Origin of the sequence: Bradyrhizobium sp. 26S5, from assembly GCF_036923295.1 — a bacterium.
Taxonomy (GTDB): Bacteria; Pseudomonadota; Alphaproteobacteria; order Rhizobiales; family Xanthobacteraceae; genus Bradyrhizobium; species Bradyrhizobium septentrionale.
Genome location: NZ_CP145948.1, coordinates 2,984,605 through 3,004,445 on the forward strand (window position 1 = coordinate 2,984,605; position 19,841 = coordinate 3,004,445).

Annotated in this window: 16 protein-coding genes; 4 read left to right on the forward strand and 12 right to left on the reverse strand. The window is 64.8% G+C overall.

All coding sequences use genetic code 11. From position 1 onward, the window contains the following. The first annotated feature begins 45 nt into the window (after positions 1–45). Positions 46–3,144 (forward strand): multidrug efflux RND transporter permease subunit, encoded by a 3,099-nt coding sequence (locus V5279_RS13850; protein WP_338698139.1) that lies wholly within the window; start codon positions 46–48, stop codon positions 3,142–3,144. A 203-nt stretch (positions 3,145–3,347) separates the two neighbouring features. Further along, positions 3,348–4,091, forward strand: a complete 744-nt coding sequence (cnbZ, locus tag V5279_RS13855) for a 2-amino-5-chloromuconate deaminase CnbZ (RefSeq protein ID WP_338698141.1) — start codon at positions 3,348–3,350, stop codon at positions 4,089–4,091. Positions 4,092–4,250: 159 nt separating this feature from the next. Here cnbZ and V5279_RS13860 read toward each other — a convergent pair whose 3' ends face one another. From V5279_RS13860 to V5279_RS13915, 12 genes are all read right to left on the reverse strand, one after another. Continuing rightward, entirely contained in the window at positions 4,251–5,117 is an 867-nt protein-coding gene (locus V5279_RS13860; RefSeq protein ID WP_338701175.1) for an ABC transporter permease, read from the reverse strand. Positions 5,118–5,142: 25 nt separating this feature from the next. Then, positions 5,143–6,084 carry an ABC transporter permease gene (locus V5279_RS13865; RefSeq protein WP_338698142.1) on the reverse strand — a complete coding sequence of 314 codons (942 nt, stop codon included), beginning with the start codon at positions 6,082–6,084 and terminating at the stop codon, positions 5,143–5,145. Between the two features lie 31 nt (positions 6,085–6,115). Next, positions 6,116–7,636 carry an ABC transporter substrate-binding protein gene (locus V5279_RS13870; protein ID WP_338698144.1) on the reverse strand — a complete coding sequence of 507 codons (1,521 nt, stop codon included), beginning with the start codon at positions 7,634–7,636 and terminating at the stop codon, positions 6,116–6,118. A gap of 30 nt (positions 7,637–7,666) precedes the next feature. Further along, positions 7,667–8,758, reverse strand: a complete 1,092-nt coding sequence (locus tag V5279_RS13875; protein WP_338698146.1) for a dipeptide ABC transporter ATP-binding protein — start codon at positions 8,756–8,758, stop codon at positions 7,667–7,669. Positions 8,759–8,924: 166 nt separating this feature from the next. Beyond that, complete coding sequence (locus V5279_RS13880; protein WP_338698148.1) at positions 8,925–9,914, reverse strand: ABC transporter ATP-binding protein; 990 nt, start codon at positions 9,912–9,914, stop codon at positions 8,925–8,927. Then, complete coding sequence (locus tag V5279_RS13885; protein WP_338698150.1) at positions 9,911–10,621, reverse strand: DUF1028 domain-containing protein; 711 nt, start codon at positions 10,619–10,621, stop codon at positions 9,911–9,913. Before V5279_RS13885 ends, V5279_RS13880 begins: the two co-directional genes overlap by 4 nt. Before the next feature lie 219 nt (positions 10,622–10,840). Further along, entirely contained in the window at positions 10,841–12,646 is a 1,806-nt protein-coding gene (locus V5279_RS13890) for a gamma-glutamyltransferase family protein (protein WP_338698152.1), read from the reverse strand. Between the two features lie 109 nt (positions 12,647–12,755). After that, positions 12,756–13,751 (reverse strand): ABC transporter ATP-binding protein, encoded by a 996-nt coding sequence (locus V5279_RS13895; protein ID WP_166297839.1) that lies wholly within the window; start codon positions 13,749–13,751, stop codon positions 12,756–12,758. Further along, positions 13,748–14,731 carry an ABC transporter ATP-binding protein gene (locus tag V5279_RS13900; protein WP_338698154.1) on the reverse strand — a complete coding sequence of 328 codons (984 nt, stop codon included), beginning with the start codon at positions 14,729–14,731 and terminating at the stop codon, positions 13,748–13,750. Before V5279_RS13900 ends, V5279_RS13895 begins: the two co-directional genes overlap by 4 nt. Then, complete coding sequence (locus V5279_RS13905; protein ID WP_338698156.1) at positions 14,728–15,690, reverse strand: ABC transporter permease; 963 nt, start codon at positions 15,688–15,690, stop codon at positions 14,728–14,730. The genes V5279_RS13900 and V5279_RS13905 overlap by 4 nt, the downstream gene beginning before the upstream one ends. A gap of 11 nt (positions 15,691–15,701) precedes the next feature. Next, positions 15,702–16,682, reverse strand: a complete 981-nt coding sequence (locus V5279_RS13910) for an ABC transporter permease (RefSeq protein ID WP_166203522.1) — start codon at positions 16,680–16,682, stop codon at positions 15,702–15,704. 115 nt (positions 16,683–16,797) lie between these two features. Beyond that, positions 16,798–18,396: an ABC transporter substrate-binding protein gene (locus V5279_RS13915; protein WP_338698159.1), complete on the reverse strand. Its 1,599-nt coding sequence runs from the start codon at positions 18,394–18,396 to the stop codon at positions 16,798–16,800. A 375-nt stretch (positions 18,397–18,771) separates the two neighbouring features. On the opposite strand from V5279_RS13915, the gene V5279_RS13920 reads away from it, so the two are divergent. Together V5279_RS13920 and V5279_RS13925 are read left to right on the forward strand one after the other, a co-directional pair. Beyond that, on the forward strand, positions 18,772–19,023 hold the full coding sequence (locus V5279_RS13920) for a DUF6489 family protein (protein ID WP_029078084.1): 252 nt from the start codon (positions 18,772–18,774) through the stop codon (positions 19,021–19,023). A 5-nt stretch (positions 19,024–19,028) separates the two neighbouring features. After that, the gene (locus tag V5279_RS13925) at positions 19,029–19,820 is read left to right on the forward strand and encodes an alpha/beta hydrolase (protein ID WP_338701176.1); all 792 of its coding nucleotides are present in this window, start codon (positions 19,029–19,031) and stop codon (positions 19,818–19,820) included. The last annotated feature ends 21 nt before the right edge of the window (positions 19,821–19,841 follow it).

The following is a 19,841-nucleotide window of genomic DNA, read 5'->3' on the forward strand; positions in this document are numbered from 1 at the left end:
CCGCCACCTGCCGCAAACCGGCAGACAACACGAATCGAGTTGGCGATGGCCTTCACTGATATTTTCATCAAGCGCCCGGTGCTGTCGGTCGTCGTCAGCCTGCTGATCCTGCTGATCGGCTTGCGCGCGGCGATGGTGCTGCCGATCCGGCAATATCCGAATCTCTCGAACACCGTGGTGACGATCACCACGTCATATCCGGGCGCGTCGCCCGAGCTGATCAACGGTTTCATCACGACGCCGATCGAGCAGGCGGTCGCCTCGGCTGAAGGCGTCGACTACATGACGTCGAACTCGGTGCTCGGCACTTCGACGATCCAGGTCTACGTCAAGCTCAACCACGATCCGAACCAGGCGCTGACCGAAGTGCTGGCCAAGGTCAACTCGGTCAAATATTTGATCCCGAAGGAAGCGTTCGATCCTGTCGTGAGCAAGGCGACCGGTGACACCATCGCGGTGATGTATCTCGGCTTCTCCAGCGAAGAGCTGACCGGATCGGCGATCTCCGACTATCTGACCCGCGTCGTGCAGCCGGTGCTCTCGACGGTCGACGGCGTCGCCTCGGCCGACATCCTGGGCGGCCAGACCTTCGCGATGCGCGTCTGGCTCGATCCGACCCGCATGGCCGGACGCGGCGTGTCGCCCAACGACGTTGCCGCCGCAATCGCCGCCAACAACTTCCAGGCGGCTGCCGGCCAGACCAAGGGCTTCTTCATCGTCTCCAACGTCTCGGCCAATACCGACCTTCAGAACATCGATCAGTTCAAGCGCATGATCGTGAAGTCGAAGGACGGCGGGTTCGTGCGTATCGAGGACATCGCGACGGTGGAGCTCGCGGCGCAGAGCACGGATGCCAGCGTCGCCTTCAACGGCGAGCATGCGATCTTCATCGGCATCAAGGCGACGCCGCAGGGCAACCCGCTGACCCTGGTGCAGGGCGTGCGGGCGCTGTTTCCCAGCCTCGAGCGCAACCTGCCGCCGTCGATGAAGATGAAGGTGGCCTATGACTCCACCAAGTTCATCCAATCGTCGATCGACGAGGTCGAGAAGACGCTCACCGAAGCGGTCCTGATCGTCGTCGTCGTGATCTTCCTGTTCCTGGCGTCGCTTCGCTCGGTGATCATCCCCGTCGTCACCATTCCGCTGTCGCTGATCGGCGTCTGCATCCTGATGCTGGCCGCAGGCTTCAGCTTCAACCTGCTGACGCTGCTGGCGATGGTGCTGGCAATCGGCCTCGTGGTCGACGACGCCATCGTGGTGGTGGAGAACATCCATCGACATCTCGAGGAGGGCCTGCCACCGGTGCAGGCATCGCTGAAAGGTGCCCGCGAGATCGTCGGCCCGGTCGTCTCGATGACGATCACGCTAGCGGCGGTGTACGCGCCGATCGGCTTCCTTGGCGGCGTGACCGGTACGCTGTTCCGCGAATTCGCCTTCACGCTGGCGGGCTCCGTGATCGTGTCGGGCGTGATCGCGCTGACGCTGTCGCCGATGATGTGCTCGGTGTTCCTCAAGAGTGCGGAAGAGGGGCGTTTCGCCAGGCTGGTCAATCGCGTGTTCGGCGCGATCACTCGCGGCTATGGCCGTCTGCTCGACCGCTCGCTCGACTATCGCCCGATCACGGCGCTGTTCGCCCTCACCATCCTCGGCCTGGTCGGCTTCCTCTATATGCACATCCAGAAGGAGCTGGCGCCGCAGGAAGACCAGGGCATCGTGTTTGCGATCACCAAGGCTCCGAAATACGCTAACATCGACTACATCGATTTCTATAGCGACAAGATGGACAAGGAGTTCCAGAAGTTCCCCGAGACCGACCTGCGGTTCATCCTGAACGGTATCACCGGTCCGCAGGGCGGCTTCGCCGGCGCACTGCTTAAGCCGTGGGACGAGCGCAAACGGAGTGCGCAGGCGCTACAACCGTTAATGCAGGCCGAGCTGTCCAAGATCGAGGGTGTCAGCGCGTTCGCGTTCAGTCTGCCGCCGCTGCCCGGCGGACCCGGCGGTCTGCCGGTGCAGATGGTGATCAGCTCGACGGCCGGCTTCCAGCAGGTGTTCGACCAGATGAACAAGCTGAAGGATGCGGCGCGCAAGAGCGGCCTGTTCATCGTCACCGACAGCGATCTCGACTTCAACCAGCCGGTGGTCCGGGTGAAGGTCGATCGTTCCAAGGCGAGCGACCTCGGCATCACCATGCAGTCGATCGGCGGCGCGCTGGCGACGCTGCTCGGCGGCAACTACGTCAACCGCTTCAACCTGGAAGGACGCTCCTATCAGGTGATCCCGCAGGTGCCGCGCGCCAGCCGGCTCGCGCCGGAATCGTTCGACAACTACTATGTCCCGACCGCGACCGGGCAGCTGGTGCGGCTGTCGACCGTGGTTACGGTCGAGACCGGTGTCGATCCGAACGCGCTGACCCACTACAACCAGCTCAACTCGTCGACCTTCCAGGCCGTGCCGATGCCCGGCGTCTCGATGGGGCAGGCGGTGGAGTTCCTGCAGGGTGAAGCCAAGAAGCTGCCGTCCGGCTTCACCTACGACTTCCTGGCCGACTCCCGGCAATACGTCCATGAAGGCAACCAGCTGCTGGTCACCTTCGCGTTCGCCATCATCATCATCTTCCTGGTGCTGGCGGCGCAGTTCGAGAGCCTGCGCGATCCGTTCGTGATCATGATCTCCGTGCCGATGGCGATCGTCGGCGCCTTGATCCCGCTGTTCTTCGGCGTCGCCACCATGAACATCTACACCCAGGTGGGCCTGCTGACGCTGGTCGGACTGATCACCAAGCACGGCATCCTGATGGTGGAGTTCGCCAACGAACTGCAGCTCAACGAGGGACTGGACCGCCGCTCGGCGATCGAGATGGCGGCCCGGATTCGTCTGCGTCCGATCCTGATGACGACGGCGGCCATGGTCACCGGCCTGCTGCCGCTGCTCACCGCATCGGGCGCCGGCGCTGCAAGCCGCTTCTCGATCGGGCTCGTGGTCGTCACCGGCATGACGATTGGCACGCTGTTTACCCTGTTCGTGCTGCCGATGGTCTACACGGTGATCGCGACCGACCACCAGGCCGCGGCCCGTTCCGACCGCGCCAAGCAGATCGCCGACTACGAGCTCGGCGGTGGCAGTGCGCTCAAACCGACCTGAGCCCTCCAAGTTCATGCTCGCAGGAGAGGCGGCACTGGCGAAAGCCACTGCCGCCTTTTCTTTGTCCTGTGACGGGCCTTGCCGACGGGGGCGCAGAGGACTCTTTGGTTTGACGCGTTTTCTTCACGCGAACCGGGAGACCACTTCGCTCGAAAGCGCTATGCTCCTCACAAGATCTGGAGGAAACAGGCGAGGAAACAGGCATGGCGAGCGAGTTTGCGGCGGGCAATTACCGGTTCATTCCGGCGGTGTTTCAGTATTCAAGCGGCGCGCAGGCGAATGCGGGCTATGAGATCGAGCGGGTCCGCTTCGATCGATTGCTGCCGCTTGCGGAAGGTTTTGCGCAGATTGCGGCCTACATCCGGGATGCCGGCCGGCCGCTGACCTCGTTCTGCGCCTGCGAGTTGCGCTCGCCGGCCGCATTCACCGAGGACGGTTTCCGCGCCTTCAACCAGCACTATGTCAAGACGCTCGCCGAATGGGGCCTGTTCGACGGCACCATCAATCCGGTGGCACGCAGCAATGTCTGTCCCGAGATCGATCCGCCGGCCGAGCCGTCGTTCTATGCGTTCTCGTTCACGCGGCCGAGCACGAGCGCGTCGCCGTCCTTCGTGATCGCGGGTGGCGCCGAGGCACGCGGCGGCGCCGGCAGCTATCCCGAGCGCATCGTTTGCTATCGCGATCTCAGTCCCGGCGCGTGGCGGGAGAAGGTCCGTTTCACCACGGGCGAGATGGAGCGGCGTCTTGCCGAGTTCAGCTTTGGCTGGCCGGAGACGACGGCGGTGCAGGCCTACACCGTGCACGATGTCCATCCCGTCATGCTCGACGAGCTGGTCCGCCGCGGCGCCACCCGCTCGGGCCTGACCTGGCACTTCTGCCGCCCGCCGGTGGTCGATCTCGAATACGAGATGGATTGCCGCAGGGTGCTAAGGGAAGTGGTGATTTAGGCGGAAGACATCCGGCTTTTCCGGCCCCGTCATCCTGAGGTGCGAGCGGAGCGAGCCTCGAAGGATGCACGGCCCGGCTGGTGGCCGTCGACCCTTCGAGACGCGCAAGATGCGCTCCTCAGGGTGACGGGGAGGGAGTGTTGCCCGCTTCTAACTACATTACCGCGCCTTCGGGTCCAGCGCGTCGCGCAGGCCGTCGCCGATCAAATTGAACGACAGCACGACCAGGAAGATCGCAAGTCCCGGCCAGACCGCTATCCATGGCGCATTGGTGAGGAAGCGCTGCGCGGCGTTGAGCATGCTGCCCCAGGACGGCGCCGGCGGCTGCTGGCCGAGGCCGAGGAAGGAGAGTGCGGCTTCCGCAATGATCGCAGCCGCGATCGACAGCGTCGCCTGCACCAAAAGCGCCGGCAGGATGTTCGGCAGGATATGGACCAGCGCGATCCGCCAGCGCGGATTGCCCATCGCGCGCGCGGCTTCGACATAGTCCTCGACCTTGACGCTCATCACCTGGCCTCGGGTCAGGCGAACGAAGATCGGGGTCGCCGAGATGCCGATCGCGATCATCGCATTGCCGAGGCTCGGGCCGAGGAAGGCGGAAAGCGCGATCGCCAGGATCAGGAACGGGCAGGCCAGCATCGCATCAGTGATACGGCCGATCAGCGCGTCGATGAAGCCGCCGCGATAGCCGGCGAGCAGGCCGAGCGGCACGCCGATCGAAAGCGCGATGCTGACCGAGATGAGGCCCGCCAGCAGCGAGGCGCGGGCGCCGTACACGACACGCGCCAGCACGTCGCGACCGAGTTCGTCGGTGCCGAACCAGTGCTGCGCCGACGGCGCCTTGCGCACCAGCGACCAGCTCGTCGCGATCGGATCGTAGGGCACGATCAGCGGCGCGAACACCGCGAGCAGGATGAAGGTCGCGATCACGACGAGGCCGGCGACGGCGCCCTTGCGCTTCATCAGCCGTCGCCAGGCGCGGCGCGACGGGCTCTCCAGTGCTTCGGAGGCAGCAAGCGGGACCATGCTGAGAGCGGTGTCGGTCACAGGGTCAGCCCCTCAGCCGCGGGTTGACGAGGATATAGGCGATGTCGGCGATCAGATTGAGCGCGATGTAGATCGTCGCGGTGGTCAGCACCACGCCTTGCACCACCGCGTAATCGCGGTTGAACACCGCATCCACGATCAGCTTGCCGAAGCCGGGGATCGAGAAGATCTGCTCGGTGAGGACCGCGCCTGATAGCAGCGTGCCAAGCTCGAGCGCGCCGAGCGTGATGATCGGCGTCAGCGCGTTGCGCATCGCATGCTTGAGGATCACCGTGCGCTCCGAGAGCCCCTTGGCGCGCGCGGTGCGGACATAGTCGCTCTCCAGCACCTGCAGCATGGCGCTGCGGGTATGCCGCATCAGGATCGCCGCGATCGCATTGCCGAGCACGAAGGCCGGCATGATCGACGCCGCAAGACTGGCGCGCCAGTTCTCGCTCAAAGGCACGTAGCCGGAAGCCGGCAGCCAGCCAAGCTCGATCGAGAACAGGAAGATCAGCATGATGCCGAGCCAGAAATTCGGCGTTGAGATGCCCCACAGCGCGAACAAATTGGCGCCGTAGTCCCAGGCGGAGCCCTTCTTCACGGCCGAGACGATGCCGGCAGGAACCCCGATCAGGAAGGCGATCACGATCGCCATGCCGCCGATCTGCAGCGTCACCGGCAGCTTCTGCGCGATCAGGCTGAGCACCGGCATCTTGTTGCGCAAGGACTCGCCGAAATCGCCCGACAGCACGCCCTTGATCCAGTAGACATATTGCACCGGGATCGGCTGATCGAGGTGATACTGCTGGCGGATCTGCTCGATCACGGCCGGATCGCGCTCCTCGCCGGCCATCACCAGCGCGGGATCGCCCGGCAGCAAATGTTGCAGCGAGAAGATCAAGATCGACACGAAGAACAGCGTCGGGACGAGCTGAACCAGCCGCTTGGCGAGGAAGTTCAGCATTGCCAGCCCTGCGTCTCTGGTGGCGCGACGGTCATTTCAGCTTCAGCCCGACCACGCGCACCAGGCCATCGGGCATCTGCCGGTAACCGTCGACCTTGGCGGTGTGCGCGATCAGCAGCTTGCGGTGATAGAGGTAGATGATGGGCTCGTCATTGAGCAGGATCTTGGTCAGCTTCTCGTAGATCGCCTTGCGCTGCGCGGGATCAGCGGTCAGCCGCGCGTCCTCCATCAGTCTGTCGGCTTCCGGATTGGAATAGCCGCCGTCGTTCTGCGGGGCCTTTGAGTGCATGAAGATGTAGGAATTGCCGTCGGGATCGATCCGGCCGCTCCAGTTGATCTGGAATATTTGGAATTCGCCGGCCTGGGCCTGCTTGAAAGTGGTGGCAAACTCGACAACACGGATCTTGATGTCAAAGCCGGCTTCGGCCGCCATCGACTGGACCACCTGTGCCACCGCTTCATACTCCGTGCCCTTGGGCACCATGTAGTCGACGGTAACCGGCAGCGCGACACCGGCTTCCTTCAACAGCGCCTTGGCCTTGGCGACGTCGCTGCCGCGAACCGGAAACGCCTTCTGGTAATAGGGATGGGTGGGAGAGACCCATTGATTGCCCGGCGTGAACTCGCCGTTGAACACGACCTGGTTGAGCGCCTCACGATCGATCGCCAGATCCAGCGCCTGGCGCACCTTCTCCGACTGGCTGAGCGGTCCCTTGGCCTTGTCGTTGGCAATGTTGATGGTGAGGCCGAGATAGCCGAGCTCGGGCGCCGTCGACAGCACGAGCTTCGGGTCGGCGCGAACATCCTTGATATCGGTCGCCAGCACCCGCTCGATCAGATCGAGCCCGCCGGATTTCAGATTGGCCAGCCGCACGGTGGCATCCACTATCGGCAGATACACGATGCGGTCGATGAAGACGTTGTCCTTGTTCCAGTAGTCGGCGAATTTCTCGAACACGATGCGGTCCTGCTGCACGCGCTCGACGAATTTGTACGGTCCGGCGCAGACCGGATGCAGGCCGAACTTGTCGCCGGCCTCTTTCGCCGCTTTCGGCGACACCATCATGCCGGCACGGTCGGTGAGCTGGGCGATCAGGGGCGAGTATGGCGTCTTCAGCACCAGCTTGATGGTGAGCGGATCGACCACCTCGACATGATCGAGGCTCGCAAGCTCCGACTTGCGGAACGAGGTCGGCAGCGTCATGTGGCGGTCGAGCGAGAACTTGGCCGCTTCCGCATCGAACGGTTCGCCATCCTGGAACTTGACGCCGGGCCGGAGCTTGATCGTGACCTCCTTGCCGTCGGCGGATGTCTCGTGCGACAGCGCGAGCTGCGGCACGATGTTGAGCTTTTCGTCGATGTCGAACAGCTTGTCGCAGAACGCGGCAAACACGATACGGCCGACATAGGTGCGTGCGGTCGAGGGATCGAGGATGTCGGGATCCTCGGCAAGGCCGATGCGCAGCGTGGTCTGGGCTTGAGCCCGGGTTTGAGCGCCCGCGCCGAGCGCGAGCAACAGCGCGGCTGCCGCCGCCAAACGAAGCATCTTCATCACACCGTTCCCCATGTTCACGCGCCGACCTTAAGTCCCGACTGTACCAACCCCGGGACGTCCGGCTCCTTCCGCCGCGCCAAAGGCCGCCAACAGTTTTTCCAGCGTCGGCGAGAAGCCGCCGTCAGACGGGACGATCGCATCGTCCCGCGGCAGCTCCGCCGTCCGGTGACACGCCGTTGCATGTCCGGTGCCATCTTCGACGAGCTGTGGCGCTTCGCTGCGGCAGCGCTCGATTGCATAGGGACATCTTGTGTGGAATCGGCAGCCCCGGGGCGGATGCAGCGCACTCGGCAGTTCGCCCTGCAGCACAATCCGGCTGCGTTTTGCCTTCGGTTTAGGCACCGGGATCGCCGACAACAGCGCACGGCTGTAGGGATGGCGCGGGGCGGCGAACAGCGCCTGCGCATCCGCCGTCTCGACGATGGTGCCGAGATTCATCACGGCGACGCGATCGGCGATGTGTTTCACGACCGCGAGATCGTGCGACACGAAGATGTAGGCGAGCTTCAGGCGATCCTGCAGGTCGCGCAGCAGATTGAGAATCTGCGAGCGGATCGAGACGTCGAGCGCCGACACCGGCTCGTCGCAGATGATCAGCTTCGGCTCGACCGCGAGCGCCCGCGCAATCGCGATGCGCTGGCGCTGGCCGCCGGAGAATTCGTGCGGGTAGCGGCGCGCAAAGCGCGGCTCGAGGCCGACGAGGCGCAGAAGCTCCTCGACCCGCTCGCGGCGGCGTGCCGGCGGTACCAGGTCGTGCAGCGCCAGCGGCTCGGTCAGGATCTGGCTCACCGTCATGCGCGGGTTGAGCGAGGCGTAGGGGTCCTGGAAGATCAGCTGCGCGTCGCGGCGGAACGCGCGCAACTGCTCGGCATTGAGCGCGCCGAGGTCGCGGCCCTCGAAGCTGACACGTCCGGCATCCGGCTCGATCAGCCGCAGCACCAGGCGGCTGACGGTAGATTTGCCGCAGCCGGATTCGCCGACCAGTGCCAGTGTCTTGCCGGCCTCGACCGTGAAGCTGACGCCGTCGACCGCTTTCACATGGGCGGTCGGCCGCCCGAACATCGACCGTTCGGCGACGAAATGCTTCACCAGCCCTTCGACCTCGAGCAGCACGGTCATCGGTGTTGCCCTCCGTGTCCCGGGCGCAGTGCAACGCGAAGTGTTGCGCTGCTGAACCGGGACCCATGTCTCGTGACGCTCGCTGTGGGCCCCGGTCCAGCAGTGCACCACCGCGCTGCGCTTGTGCTGCACTGCGCCCGGGGCACGAGAGTGAGGAGCCCAGCCGTCATGACACCAGCTGCTCCAGCGGCGCCCTGATGCAGCGCGAGGCGTGGGTCGCGCTCAGCATCGCGAGCGGCGGCGGCGCTTTGGTGCAGGCATTCTCCACGAACGGGCAACGCGCGGCAAAGCGACAGCCCGCGGGCGGGTTCGCCATGTTCGGCACCATGCCCTCGATGGTGGCGAGATGGCTGGTGCGGCGGTCGAGCCGCGGGATCGAGCCGAGCAGGCCGACCGTGTAGGGATGCTGCGGATTGGCGAACAGCTCGTCGACCGGCGCGCGCTCGACGATCTCGCCGGCATACATCACCGCGACCTCGTCGCAGACTTCAGCGACAACGCCGAGATCGTGGGTGATCAGGATGATCGCAGCTCGGCTAGCGGCCTTCAGCTCGCGCATTAGATCGAGGATCTGCGCCTGCAGCGTGACGTCGAGCGCGGTGGTCGGCTCGTCGGCGATCAGAAGCTGCGGATCGCAGGCCAGCGCCATCGCGATCATCACGCGCTGGCGCATGCCGCCGGACAGCTTGTGCGGGAACTCGTCGATGCGCTTCTCGGGCGAGGGGATATGCACGCGGCGGAGCAGCTCGATGGTGCGCTCGCGCGCCGCGCGGCGGGAGCCGCCGCGGTGACGCAAGATGGTCTCGGTGATCTGGTCGCCGATCGTGAAGCTCGGGTTGAGCGAGGTCATCGGCTCCTGGAAGATCATGGCGAGACGGTTGCCGCGCAGGTCGCGCAGCGTCGCGTCCGGCACGTCGAGCAGGTCGAAGCCGTCGAAGCGGATCGCGCCGGAGACTTCAGCCGATTGCTTCGGCAACAACCCCATGATGGCGAGCGAGGTCACGCTCTTGCCGCAGCCGGACTCGCCGACCAGGCCGAGCGTGGCGCCGTTGGCGACGGACAGATCGACGCTATCGACCGCGTGCGTAATGCGGCCGTCGTCGCCGTGGAACGTGACGCGCAGGCCTTCGATCTCGATCAGCGCGCCTGCAGTCATTCGCGGCTCGTGGTTGCCGCTGCGATGCCGGCATCGATCTTGGCGCGGTCGCTGGTTCCGGCCGGATTGCCTCGGGTCGGCATGAAGTTCCGGAACGGCACCCAGTGCTCGCGGCTGACGGCTTCCAGCCGCTCCAGCTCGCGCAAGGGATCGGCGTGATCGTCGACCCGCAGGTCGAGCAGCGGCCATTCCTCCGCGCCGTGGATCAGGAGTGCCGCCGATTGCTTGCCGCGCTTGTCGCCGCCGGCCGCTTCGCCGGCGAACATCGCCTTGATCAGCCGCTCGGCGAACGGGAGTTTTTCGCCTGCGGAATACACACGCGCGGTCTCGTCAAGCACAGCGGGGCCGGCCAGCATGTTGCCGGCGATCGAGAAGCCATCGCCCGCGATATGGCCGAACCAGTCGATGCAGTCCTTGCCGGAATGCGCAGCGAAGTGACCCGTGCTGTCCATGACATGGACCTGCCGACTCTCGCGGCCGCTGTCGGTCGCAAGCAGCGCCGCGATCGCCTCATGCGGGCTCTTGCCCTCGCGCAGCAGCGCGAGGCCGTCGATGCCGTAATAGGGATTGACCAGCGCCTGCGTCGCGACGGCGCCGATCCCGGGGGCGATGTGGGGCACCAGCGCACCGACTGCGAAGAACCGCGTCGCGACCGCGATGCCGAGCTGGCCGGTGGCGCTATCGCGGGCGATGATCGACCAGGTCATCTCGTGTCTCTTCTCCCTCTCCCCGCTCTTCGCGGGGAGAGGGCTGGGGTGAGGGGCTCGTTCCGCGAAAGCGGCAGATATCGAGTTTGCGGAGGCTCCCCCTCACCCGGATCGCATCTGCGATGCGATCCGACCTCTCCCCGCAAGCGGGGCGAGGTGGAGTTTGAGGCTCGGTCTGCAATTCGATCCGACGTCATCATGATACGATGGTCATCTCGTCTAGCGGCCCGCGGCATAACCCTGCATGCCGCGCGGGTTGGCCGCGGCACTGCGACGGGGGCCAACCTTGGAGGCGGCGGTGAGGCGGCCCTCCGACCAATCGGGGCCGATCTCCACCACATGGCCGCGGCGCTTCAATTCATCGATGGTCGATTTCGGCACGCGATTTTCCAGCACCAGCACGCCGGGCCGCGAAGTGCGCGGCCAGAACGAGATCGGGAAATGCTCGGAGTGCCACGCCGGCGCGTCGATAGCCTCCTGCAGATTGAGCCGGGCGTGGACATGGCGCAGGAAGAACTGCGTGATCCACTGGTCCTGCTGGTCGCCGCCGGGCGAGCCCCAGGAGAGATACGGCTCGCCGTCGCGCAGCGCCATGGTCGGCGACAGCGTGGTGCGCGGCCGCTTGCCCGGTGCGAGCGCGGCAGGGTGGTTCTCCTCCAGCCAGAACATCTGGGCGCGGCTGCCGAGGCAGAAGCCGATCTCGGGAATCACCGGCGAGGATTGCAGCCAGCCGCCGGACGGTGTCGCCGAGATCATGTTGCCGGCCTTGTCGATGATGTCGAAATGCACGGTGTCGCCGCGCACCTCGCCGAACCGGCCGACCGTCGGCTCGCCTGCGCCCATGGCGCCGACCGCCTCGCGATGCCCTTCGGCGCGTCGCAATTTCACGACGCCGCCGAAACCTTCGAGCGAGCCGGGGCGGAAATCGAGCGAGGCATGCTCCTTCGAGATCAGCTTGCGCCGTTCGTTATTGTAGGCATCGGACAGCAGCGTTTCGATCGGGATATTGGTGAACTTGGGATCGCCATAAAACGTTTCGCGATCGGCATAAGCGAGCTTGGCGGCTTCGATCTGCAGATGGATGAAGTCGGCGCCAGCCGGATCGAGCCCGTCGAGTTCAAAACCCTTGAGCAGCGCGAGCTGCTGCAGCATCACCGGGCCCTGGCTCCAGACGCCGGCCTTCTGCACGGTGTAGCGGCCGTAATCATAGGTGAGTGGCGCCTCGATGGTCGGTTGCCAGCGCGCCATGTCGTCGGCCGACAGCACGCCGCGATGCGGCGAGCCGGAGACGTCCATCACCTCCTGGGTGCGGCAGAACTTATCGATCGCCTCGGCGACGAAGCCTTTCGACCAGGCCTGCCGCGCGCGCTCGATCTGCGCGACGCGGTCGTGGCCTGCGCTCTCCGCCTCGCTCAGGATACGGGTGTAAGTCTCCGCGAGCTTCTTGTTGGTGAAGATGGTGCCGGGCTTCGGCACCTCGCCGTTCGGCAGATAGACGTCGGCCGACGTGGTCCAGTATTTCCGGAACAGCTGCTCGACGGTCTGGATGGTCGCAGACGCACGCTCGACCAGCGGATAGCCGTCACGGGCATAGGCGATTGCAGGCTCCAGCACGTCGCGCAGCTTCATCGTGCCGTAGTCGCGCAGCAGCAGCATCCAGGTTTCGAACGTGCCGGGCACGCAGGCCGCGAGCAGGCCGGTGCCGGGCACCATATCGAGGCCCTCGCTGCGGTAATGCGCGATGGTTGCCTTCGCCGGCGCCGGGCCCTGGCCGCAGATCACCTCGCTTTTGCCGCGCTTGACGTCGTGCACGATAACAGGCACGTCGCCGCCGGGCCCGTTCAGATGCGGTTCGACCACCTGCAGCGTGAAGGCGGTGGCGACCCCCGCATCAAAGGCGTTGCCGCCTTTCTCCAGCGCCGCCATGCCGACCGCGGTGGCGATCCAGTGCGTCGAGGTGACGACGCCGAAAGTGCCTTCGATCTCGGGCCTTGTGGTGAACGGATCGGGGTTGACGTTGCTCATGACGATTGACCGTTTGGCGGCTTGTTGGGTTTCTTGTGCGCGCGCACTTGATCACAGGCGGGCTGGTATGCCAACCGCTTGGTAGACATGGCCGCTCCCATCCGCGTGATCATGCCGGAACGGCGGCGGCAGCATTGTTGACGGCGTGGCAGGCGACGCCATCGATCAGTTCCGGCGTCCTCTCACGGCAGAGATCGAAGGCGAGCGGACAGCGCGGGTTGAACGAGCAACCCGGCGGCGGATCGATCGGGTTGGGAATCTCGCCCTTGACCGGGATGCGCTGGCGCCCGGACATCGCAAGATCGGGAACCGCGCCGAGCAGCATCCTAGTGTAGGGCATCCGCGGGGTCTCGAACAGTTTTCGGCCCTCGGCGATCTCGACGATGCGGCCGAGATACATCACGCCGATCCGGCTCGCCATATGACGGACCACCGCGAGATTGTGACTGATGAAGAGATAGGTCAGGCCGAACTTGTCCTGCAAATCGCGCATCAGATTGAGGATCTGCGCCTGCACGGAGACGTCGAGCGCCGAGGTCGGCTCGTCGCAGACGATGAACTCGGCCTCCGACGCCAGCGCGCGGGCGATCGCGATGCGCTGGCGCTGGCCGCCGGAAAATTCGTGCGGGAATTTTTGGCCGTCGTCGGGGTGCAGGCCGACCAGCGAGAGCAATTCGCCGACCCGGGCCTTGATATCGCGCTCGCCCTGGATCAGGTCGAAGGCGCGGATCGGCTCGGCGACGATGGCCGCAACCCGGTAACGCGGATTGAGGCTCGCATAGGGATCCTGAAAAACCATCTGGATGCGCCGGCGCAGCCGACGGCGCGCCTGGGCCTGCCGCGGATCGGTCATCGAGACGCCGTCGATAATGACTTCGCCCGAACTCGGCGGCAGCAGGCCGACGACCATGCGCGCAACGGTGGTCTTGCCGGAGCCGGATTCGCCGACCAGCGCAAAGGTCTCGCCGCGCTTGATGTCGAAGCTGACGCCGTCGACGGCCTTCAGGAATTCGAGATGGCCACCCTCGATCACGCGATTGAGCCACGGCTTCGAGACGTCGAAGACACGGCGCAGGTTCTTGACCTCGATCAGCGCCGTGCTCATGCCGCCGTCTCCTTTGCGGGCTCGAACAGATGGCAGGCGACGGATTGTGTGCCCTGCCGGATCGGCTCGGGCCGCTCGATGCGGCAGCGATCGAAGGCGAACGCACAGCGCGGATTGAACGGGCAGCCCGGCGGGATCGCCGATAGCCGCGGCATCGCGCCGGGGATCTGCACCAGGCGCTTGTCCTCGCCCGCGAGCGTCGGGATCGCGCCCATCAGGCCACGGGCGTAGGGATGCAGCGGATTGCGTACCACTGCCTGCACCGGGCCGATCTCGGCGATGCGGCCGGAATACATCACCGCGACGCGGTCGCAGGTCTCGGCGATCACGCCCATGTCGTGGGTCACCAACATCACGGCGGTGCCATGGTCGCGGCCGAGCCGCTTGATCAGCGCGATGATCTGCGCCTGCACGGAGACGTCGAGCGCGGTGGTCGGCTCATCGGCGATGATCAGCTCGGGCTCGGCGCAGATCGCGAGCGCAATGACGACGCGCTGGCGCATGCCGCCGGAGAATTCGTGCGGGTAGCCGTCGATGCGCTTCTCCGGCGCGGGGATTCCGACCTCGGCCAATAGATCGATCGCGCGCTTGCGCGCGGCGCTTTCGCTGAGATTGGTATGGGTTCGGATGGTCTCAATGATCTGGTCGCCGATCCGGTAGAGCGGATTGAGGCTGGTCAGCGGATCCTGGAAGATCATGCCGATCCGCTTGCCCCTGACGCGGCGGATCTCCTCCGGTGGAAGATGGTCGATGCGGGTGCCCGACAGCTCGATCTCGCCGCTGGAGATGCGGCCGGGCGGATCGATCAGCCCGATCACCGCAAGGCCCGTGACCGATTTGCCGGCGCCGGATTCGCCGACCACGCCAAGCACCTCGCCCTTGGCGATGTCGAACGACACGCCGTTGATGGCGCGCAACGTCGCGCGGCGGGTGACGAATTCCACCTCGAGGTTGCGTACGGAGAGGACGGGCTTGCTCATCGGAGCTTCGGATTGAGGGCGTCGCGCAGCCAGTCGCCGACGAGGTTGATGGAGAGGATCAGGCCTGCCAGCGCAATGCCCGGGAAGGCGACGATCCACCATTCGCCGGCAAACAAATAGTTATTGCCGATCCGGATCAGGGTGCCGAGCGAGGGCATGGTATCGGGCATGCCGGCGCCGAGGAACGACAGCGTCGCCTCGGTGATGATCGCGAGCGCCAGATTGATGGTGGCGATGACCAGGATGGGACCCATCGTGTTCGGCAGCACGTGCCGCAGCATGATCGTCGGCGCCGGCAGCCCGATCAGCTGCGCCGCCGCCACATAATCCCTGTTCTTCTCGACCATCACCGAACCGCGGACGGTGCGGGCATATTGCACCCAGAAACTGAGGCCGATCGCGATGATCAGTACGCCGAGCGTGCTCATCTCGTCGAGCCGGTTGCCGAGCAGCGACTTGGCGACGCCGTTGACCAACAGCGCGATCAAGATCGCCGGGAAGGTGAGCTGCACGTCGGCGATCCGCATGATGACGCTGTCGACCGCGCCGCCGAAATATCCGGCGACCAGCCCGAGCGCGATGCCGAGCGCGCCGGCGAAGATGACGCCGGCGACGCCGACCGCAAGCGAGATGCGCAGGCCGTAAAGGATCGCCGAGAGAACATCACGCCCCTGCTCGTCGGTGCCGAGCAGGAAGGGGCTTTGGCCGTCGGCGGTCCACAGCGGCGCGATTCGCGAGTTCATCAGCTGCAGCTGTGCCGGATCGAACGGGTTCTGCACCGCGAGCCACGACGCGAAGACCGCCAGCAGGAAAAACAGCAGCGTGATCAAGGCGGCGACCATCGTCAGCCGGGAACGGCGGAACGAATAGAAGATATCGCTGTCAAGCGCGCGCCTGAACCAGCCGGCAGGTACATGCGCCTGGTCGTCGGAGCGATGGGGAACGACGGCGTCGGACATCGGTCAGCCCCTCACGCCGCACGACCGACGGTCGACCGCAAGCGCGGGTCGACCACGGTGTAGAGGATGTCGACCACGAGATTGATGGTGACGAAGATCAGCGAGACCATCAACAGATACGCAGCCATGATCGGGATATCGACGTTTTGCACGGCCTGTACGAACAGAAGTCCCATGCCCGGCCATTGGAACACGGTTTCCGTGATGATCGAGAAAGCAATAACCGAGCCAAACTGCAGCCCAGCCACCGTGATTACCGGGACCAGGGTATTCTTCAGCGCATGGCCGAAATGGATCGCGCGCGTGGTCAGCCCGCGGGCGCGGGCGAAGCGGATATAGTCGGTCCGCAGCACTTCCAGCATTTCGGCGCGCACCAGCCGCATGATCAGGGTCATCTGGAACAGCCCGAGCGTGATCGACGGCATGATCAGCGCTTTGAGGCCGGAAACGGTCAGCAGTCCGGTGGTCCACCAGCCGAGCTTCACCACCTCGCCGCGGCCGAAGGAGGGCAGCCAGCCCAGCGTCACCGCGAACAGATAGATCAGCAGGATGCCGATCAGGAAGGTCGGCAGCGAAATGCCGATCAGCGATATCGCCTGGAATAATTTGGCGAGCACGGTGTCACGGCGCAGCGCCGAATAGACCCCCATCAGGATGCCGGCCACCATGGCGAACAGCGTCGCGCAGATCGCAAGCTCCAGCGTCGCCGGCAGCCGCTCCGCCAGCAGCGAGGAGACCGGCAGGCGGAACTGGTAGGACACGCCGAACTTGAACTGCACGGCATTGATGAAGTAGCGGCCGAACTGCACCAGCACGGGATCGTCGAGGCCGAGCGATTGCCGTATCTCGGCGCGCTGCGCGGCCGAGGTGTCGATCGAGACGATCTGGTTCACCGGATCGCCGGCAAAGCGGAACATCGAGAACGCAATGACGCCCACGGCGAGCATGACGCCGATCGCCTGCAGCACGCGGCGAAGAGTGAAAGCCAGCATCTCTACCTTTCACTGCTCTTAGCACTTGTCAGCACACTTGGCACGCGGCATTGCGCGCCCGGAAAGCAAGAGGTCCCGGAAGCAGGGGCTTCCGGGACCCAATTCGTCAAAACTACTATTCACCCTGTTTGGTCGCCCAGTAAAGCAGGACCTGGTTGTCCGCACGCTGGGTCAGCTTGACCTTCTTCGATACGCCCCATGCCAGCGACTGCTGGTGCAGCGGGATGTAGCCGTAGTCCTTGATGACGATCTCGTAGGCCTGCTTGATCAGCTGGTTGCGCTTGGCATCGTCGGGCTCGACCAGAACCTTGTCGGTCAGCGCGTCGACCTCCTTGTTGCAATAGCCGCCCAGATTGGCTTCGCCCCTCGTGGAATCCTTCGGGTCGGGGCGGCAGCCGAAAATGTCGTGCAGCACGTTGTGGGAATCCGAGGTCGCCGGCGTCCAGCCCAGCATGAAGAACGAGGTCTGGTAGCCGCCGGGCTTCAGCACCTTGGCGAAATACTGCGCCTTCGGCTGCGCCAGCAGGTTCACCTTGATGCCGATGCGCGCCAGCATGCCGACCACCGCCTGGCAGATCGCGGCGTCGTTGACGTAACGGTCGTTCGGGCAATCCATCGTGACTTCGAAGCCGTTCGGATAGCCGGCGTCGGCCAGCAGCTTCTTGGCGCCGTCCGGATCGAGCTTGGGCCGGGTGAACTCCTTCGACAGCGGATAGAGCTCGGGGGCGATCATCAGCGTCGAGGGCGTCGACATGCCGCGCATGACGCGGGTCTTGATCAGATCGACGTCGATCGTCTTGTAGAAGGCTTCGCGGACGCGGATGTCCTTGAACGGGTTCTTGCCCTTGATATTGGAGAACAGCAGCTCATCGCGCGCGATGTCCATGCCGATGAAGATGGTGCGGATCTCCGGCCCGGTCAGGACGGTTGCGGTGCCGCTCGAATTGACCCGCTGGATGTCCTGGATCGGAACCGGCTCGATGACGTCGACTTCGCCCGAGAGCAGCGCGGCGACGCGGGTGGCGTCGGAGGCGATCGGGGTGAAGATGATTTCCTTGAGATTGTGCTCCGGCTTGCGCCAGTAGTCCGGGTAGACCTTGAAGACGGTCTTGACGCCGGGCTGGTGGCTCTCGATCGTGAAGGGGCCAGTACCGTTCTCGTGCAGCGTCGCGTAGCTCGGCGTGGTCGCGGAGGCCGGCGTCGGTGCGACGGCGTTGTTCTCCTCGCACCATTTCTTGTCCATGATGTACCAGCCATCCCACTGCGCGGTCAGGATGGGATTGGGCGAGTCCAGCGTCACGTCGACCGTGTAGTCGTCGACCTTGGTGAACTTGGCGTCGGCCGGGACGTTGCTGAGGAAGTTGGAGCCCTTGGCGCGGACTCGTTCGGCGGAGAACAGCACGTCGTCGGCGGTGAAGGGGTCGCCATTGTGAAATTTCACGCCCTTGCGCAGATGAAAGCGCCATTGAGTCGGGCTCAGCGCCTCCCAGCTTTCCGCCAGTGCCGGAATGATCTTCAGGTCCTTGTCGCGCGCAACCAGTCCCTCATAGACATGGCCATGATGCGCGATCGTCGTGGTTTCCTTCAGTGTGTAGGGATCCAGTGACTTGAGCTCGCCCTGGTTGGCATATTTCAACGTCTGGGCCGATGCCGGCAAAGCAAAGGCAACGAGTGCGACGGCAGCCGCCGCAAACAAACTCCAACGTACCGACATGTGATCCCGCGTCCCCGTTTTTGTCCGCCGGCTGCTTTGTCCGGCTGGTATTATTGGCCATGTTGCCAGAGTTTGCAGGCCACGCAAGCGCGATTTCCCAAAGGGTTAACCGGTTTGCGCGGGTGCAGCGCAATGAACAGGATCGTGAGAATAGGCGGTCGGCGCGAACGCGTGACATTCGACTTTCGGAGTGCCGTATTGGCCGCAATGGCGATCACCGGCGGGCGCCGTTTGCGCCGGCAACGGGTGAACGGTTTAGTTGACCATAACGGATGATTGAGGCCGACTGTACCTCGGGGCAGATACGGCTCGCTTGCGTGACTCCCCCGGTCGCGGTGATACTGAGGCGGGCCAGGCGCATTTGAGGAGGCGGATATGAAAGTCAACGTCGAGATAGATTGTACGCCCCTTGAAGCGCGGCAGTTCTTCGGCCTGCCGGATGTGGCGCCGATGCAGAACGCCGTGATGGACAAGCTGCAGCAGCAGATGCTGTCGAACATCGACAAGATTTCACCGGAATCGTTGATGCAGAGCTGGTTCACCTTCGATCCCAAGCTCGCTGAGCGCTTCCAGGATATGTTCGTGGCGATGGCCGGCTTCGGCGGCACGGCCAAGAAGAAGTCGTGACTGACATGGACAGGAGCGTCGATGGGACCGGACGCCGGCTGCGTGCGCCAAGCCTGTTCCTGATGCTGGCGGAGGGGCGCGGCGTGCTCGAGCTCAATTCGAGCCTGCTGCTCTCGCCGCTGCTGATGCAGGCGCCGAAGGGCGACGGTCATCCGGTGCTGGCGCTGCCGGGCTTCCTCGCCAGCGACCTTTCGATGGCGCCGATGCGGCGCTATTTGAAGGAGCTCGGCTACGACGCCTACGCCTGGAACATGGGCCGCAATTTCGGCGGCATCGCCTCCAGGCGCAATGCGCTGCGCGACCTCCTGAAGCGGATACACGAGGCTTCCGGGCGCAAAGTCTCGATCATCGGCTGGAGCCTCGGCGGCGTCTACGCGCGCGACCTGGCGTCGCAGATGCCGGAGCTGGTGCGTTCCATCATCACGCTGGGCTGCCCGTTCGCCGACGACATCCGCGCCACCAATGCGACACGGCTCTATGAGCTGTTGTCCGGCGAGGGGGTGGACGACATCCCCGAGATCCGCGCCGCGATCGCCGGCGACATGCCGGTGCCGACCACCTCGATCTATTCCCGCACCGACGGCATCGTGAACTGGCGGACCTCGCGGCTGCGGCCTTCGGCCACCGCCGAGAACATCGAGGTGCATTTCGCCAGCCATCTCGGCCTCGGCGTCAATCCCGCAGCCTTGTGGGCGATCGCGAACCGGCTGGCGCAGCCGGAAGGGGAGTTCCGGCATTTTGACCGGTCGGGCCCCTTTGCCATTGCCTACGGGGCGGCAGAACAGGCACTATCCTAAACCAGACGACGAGAAGCGCCG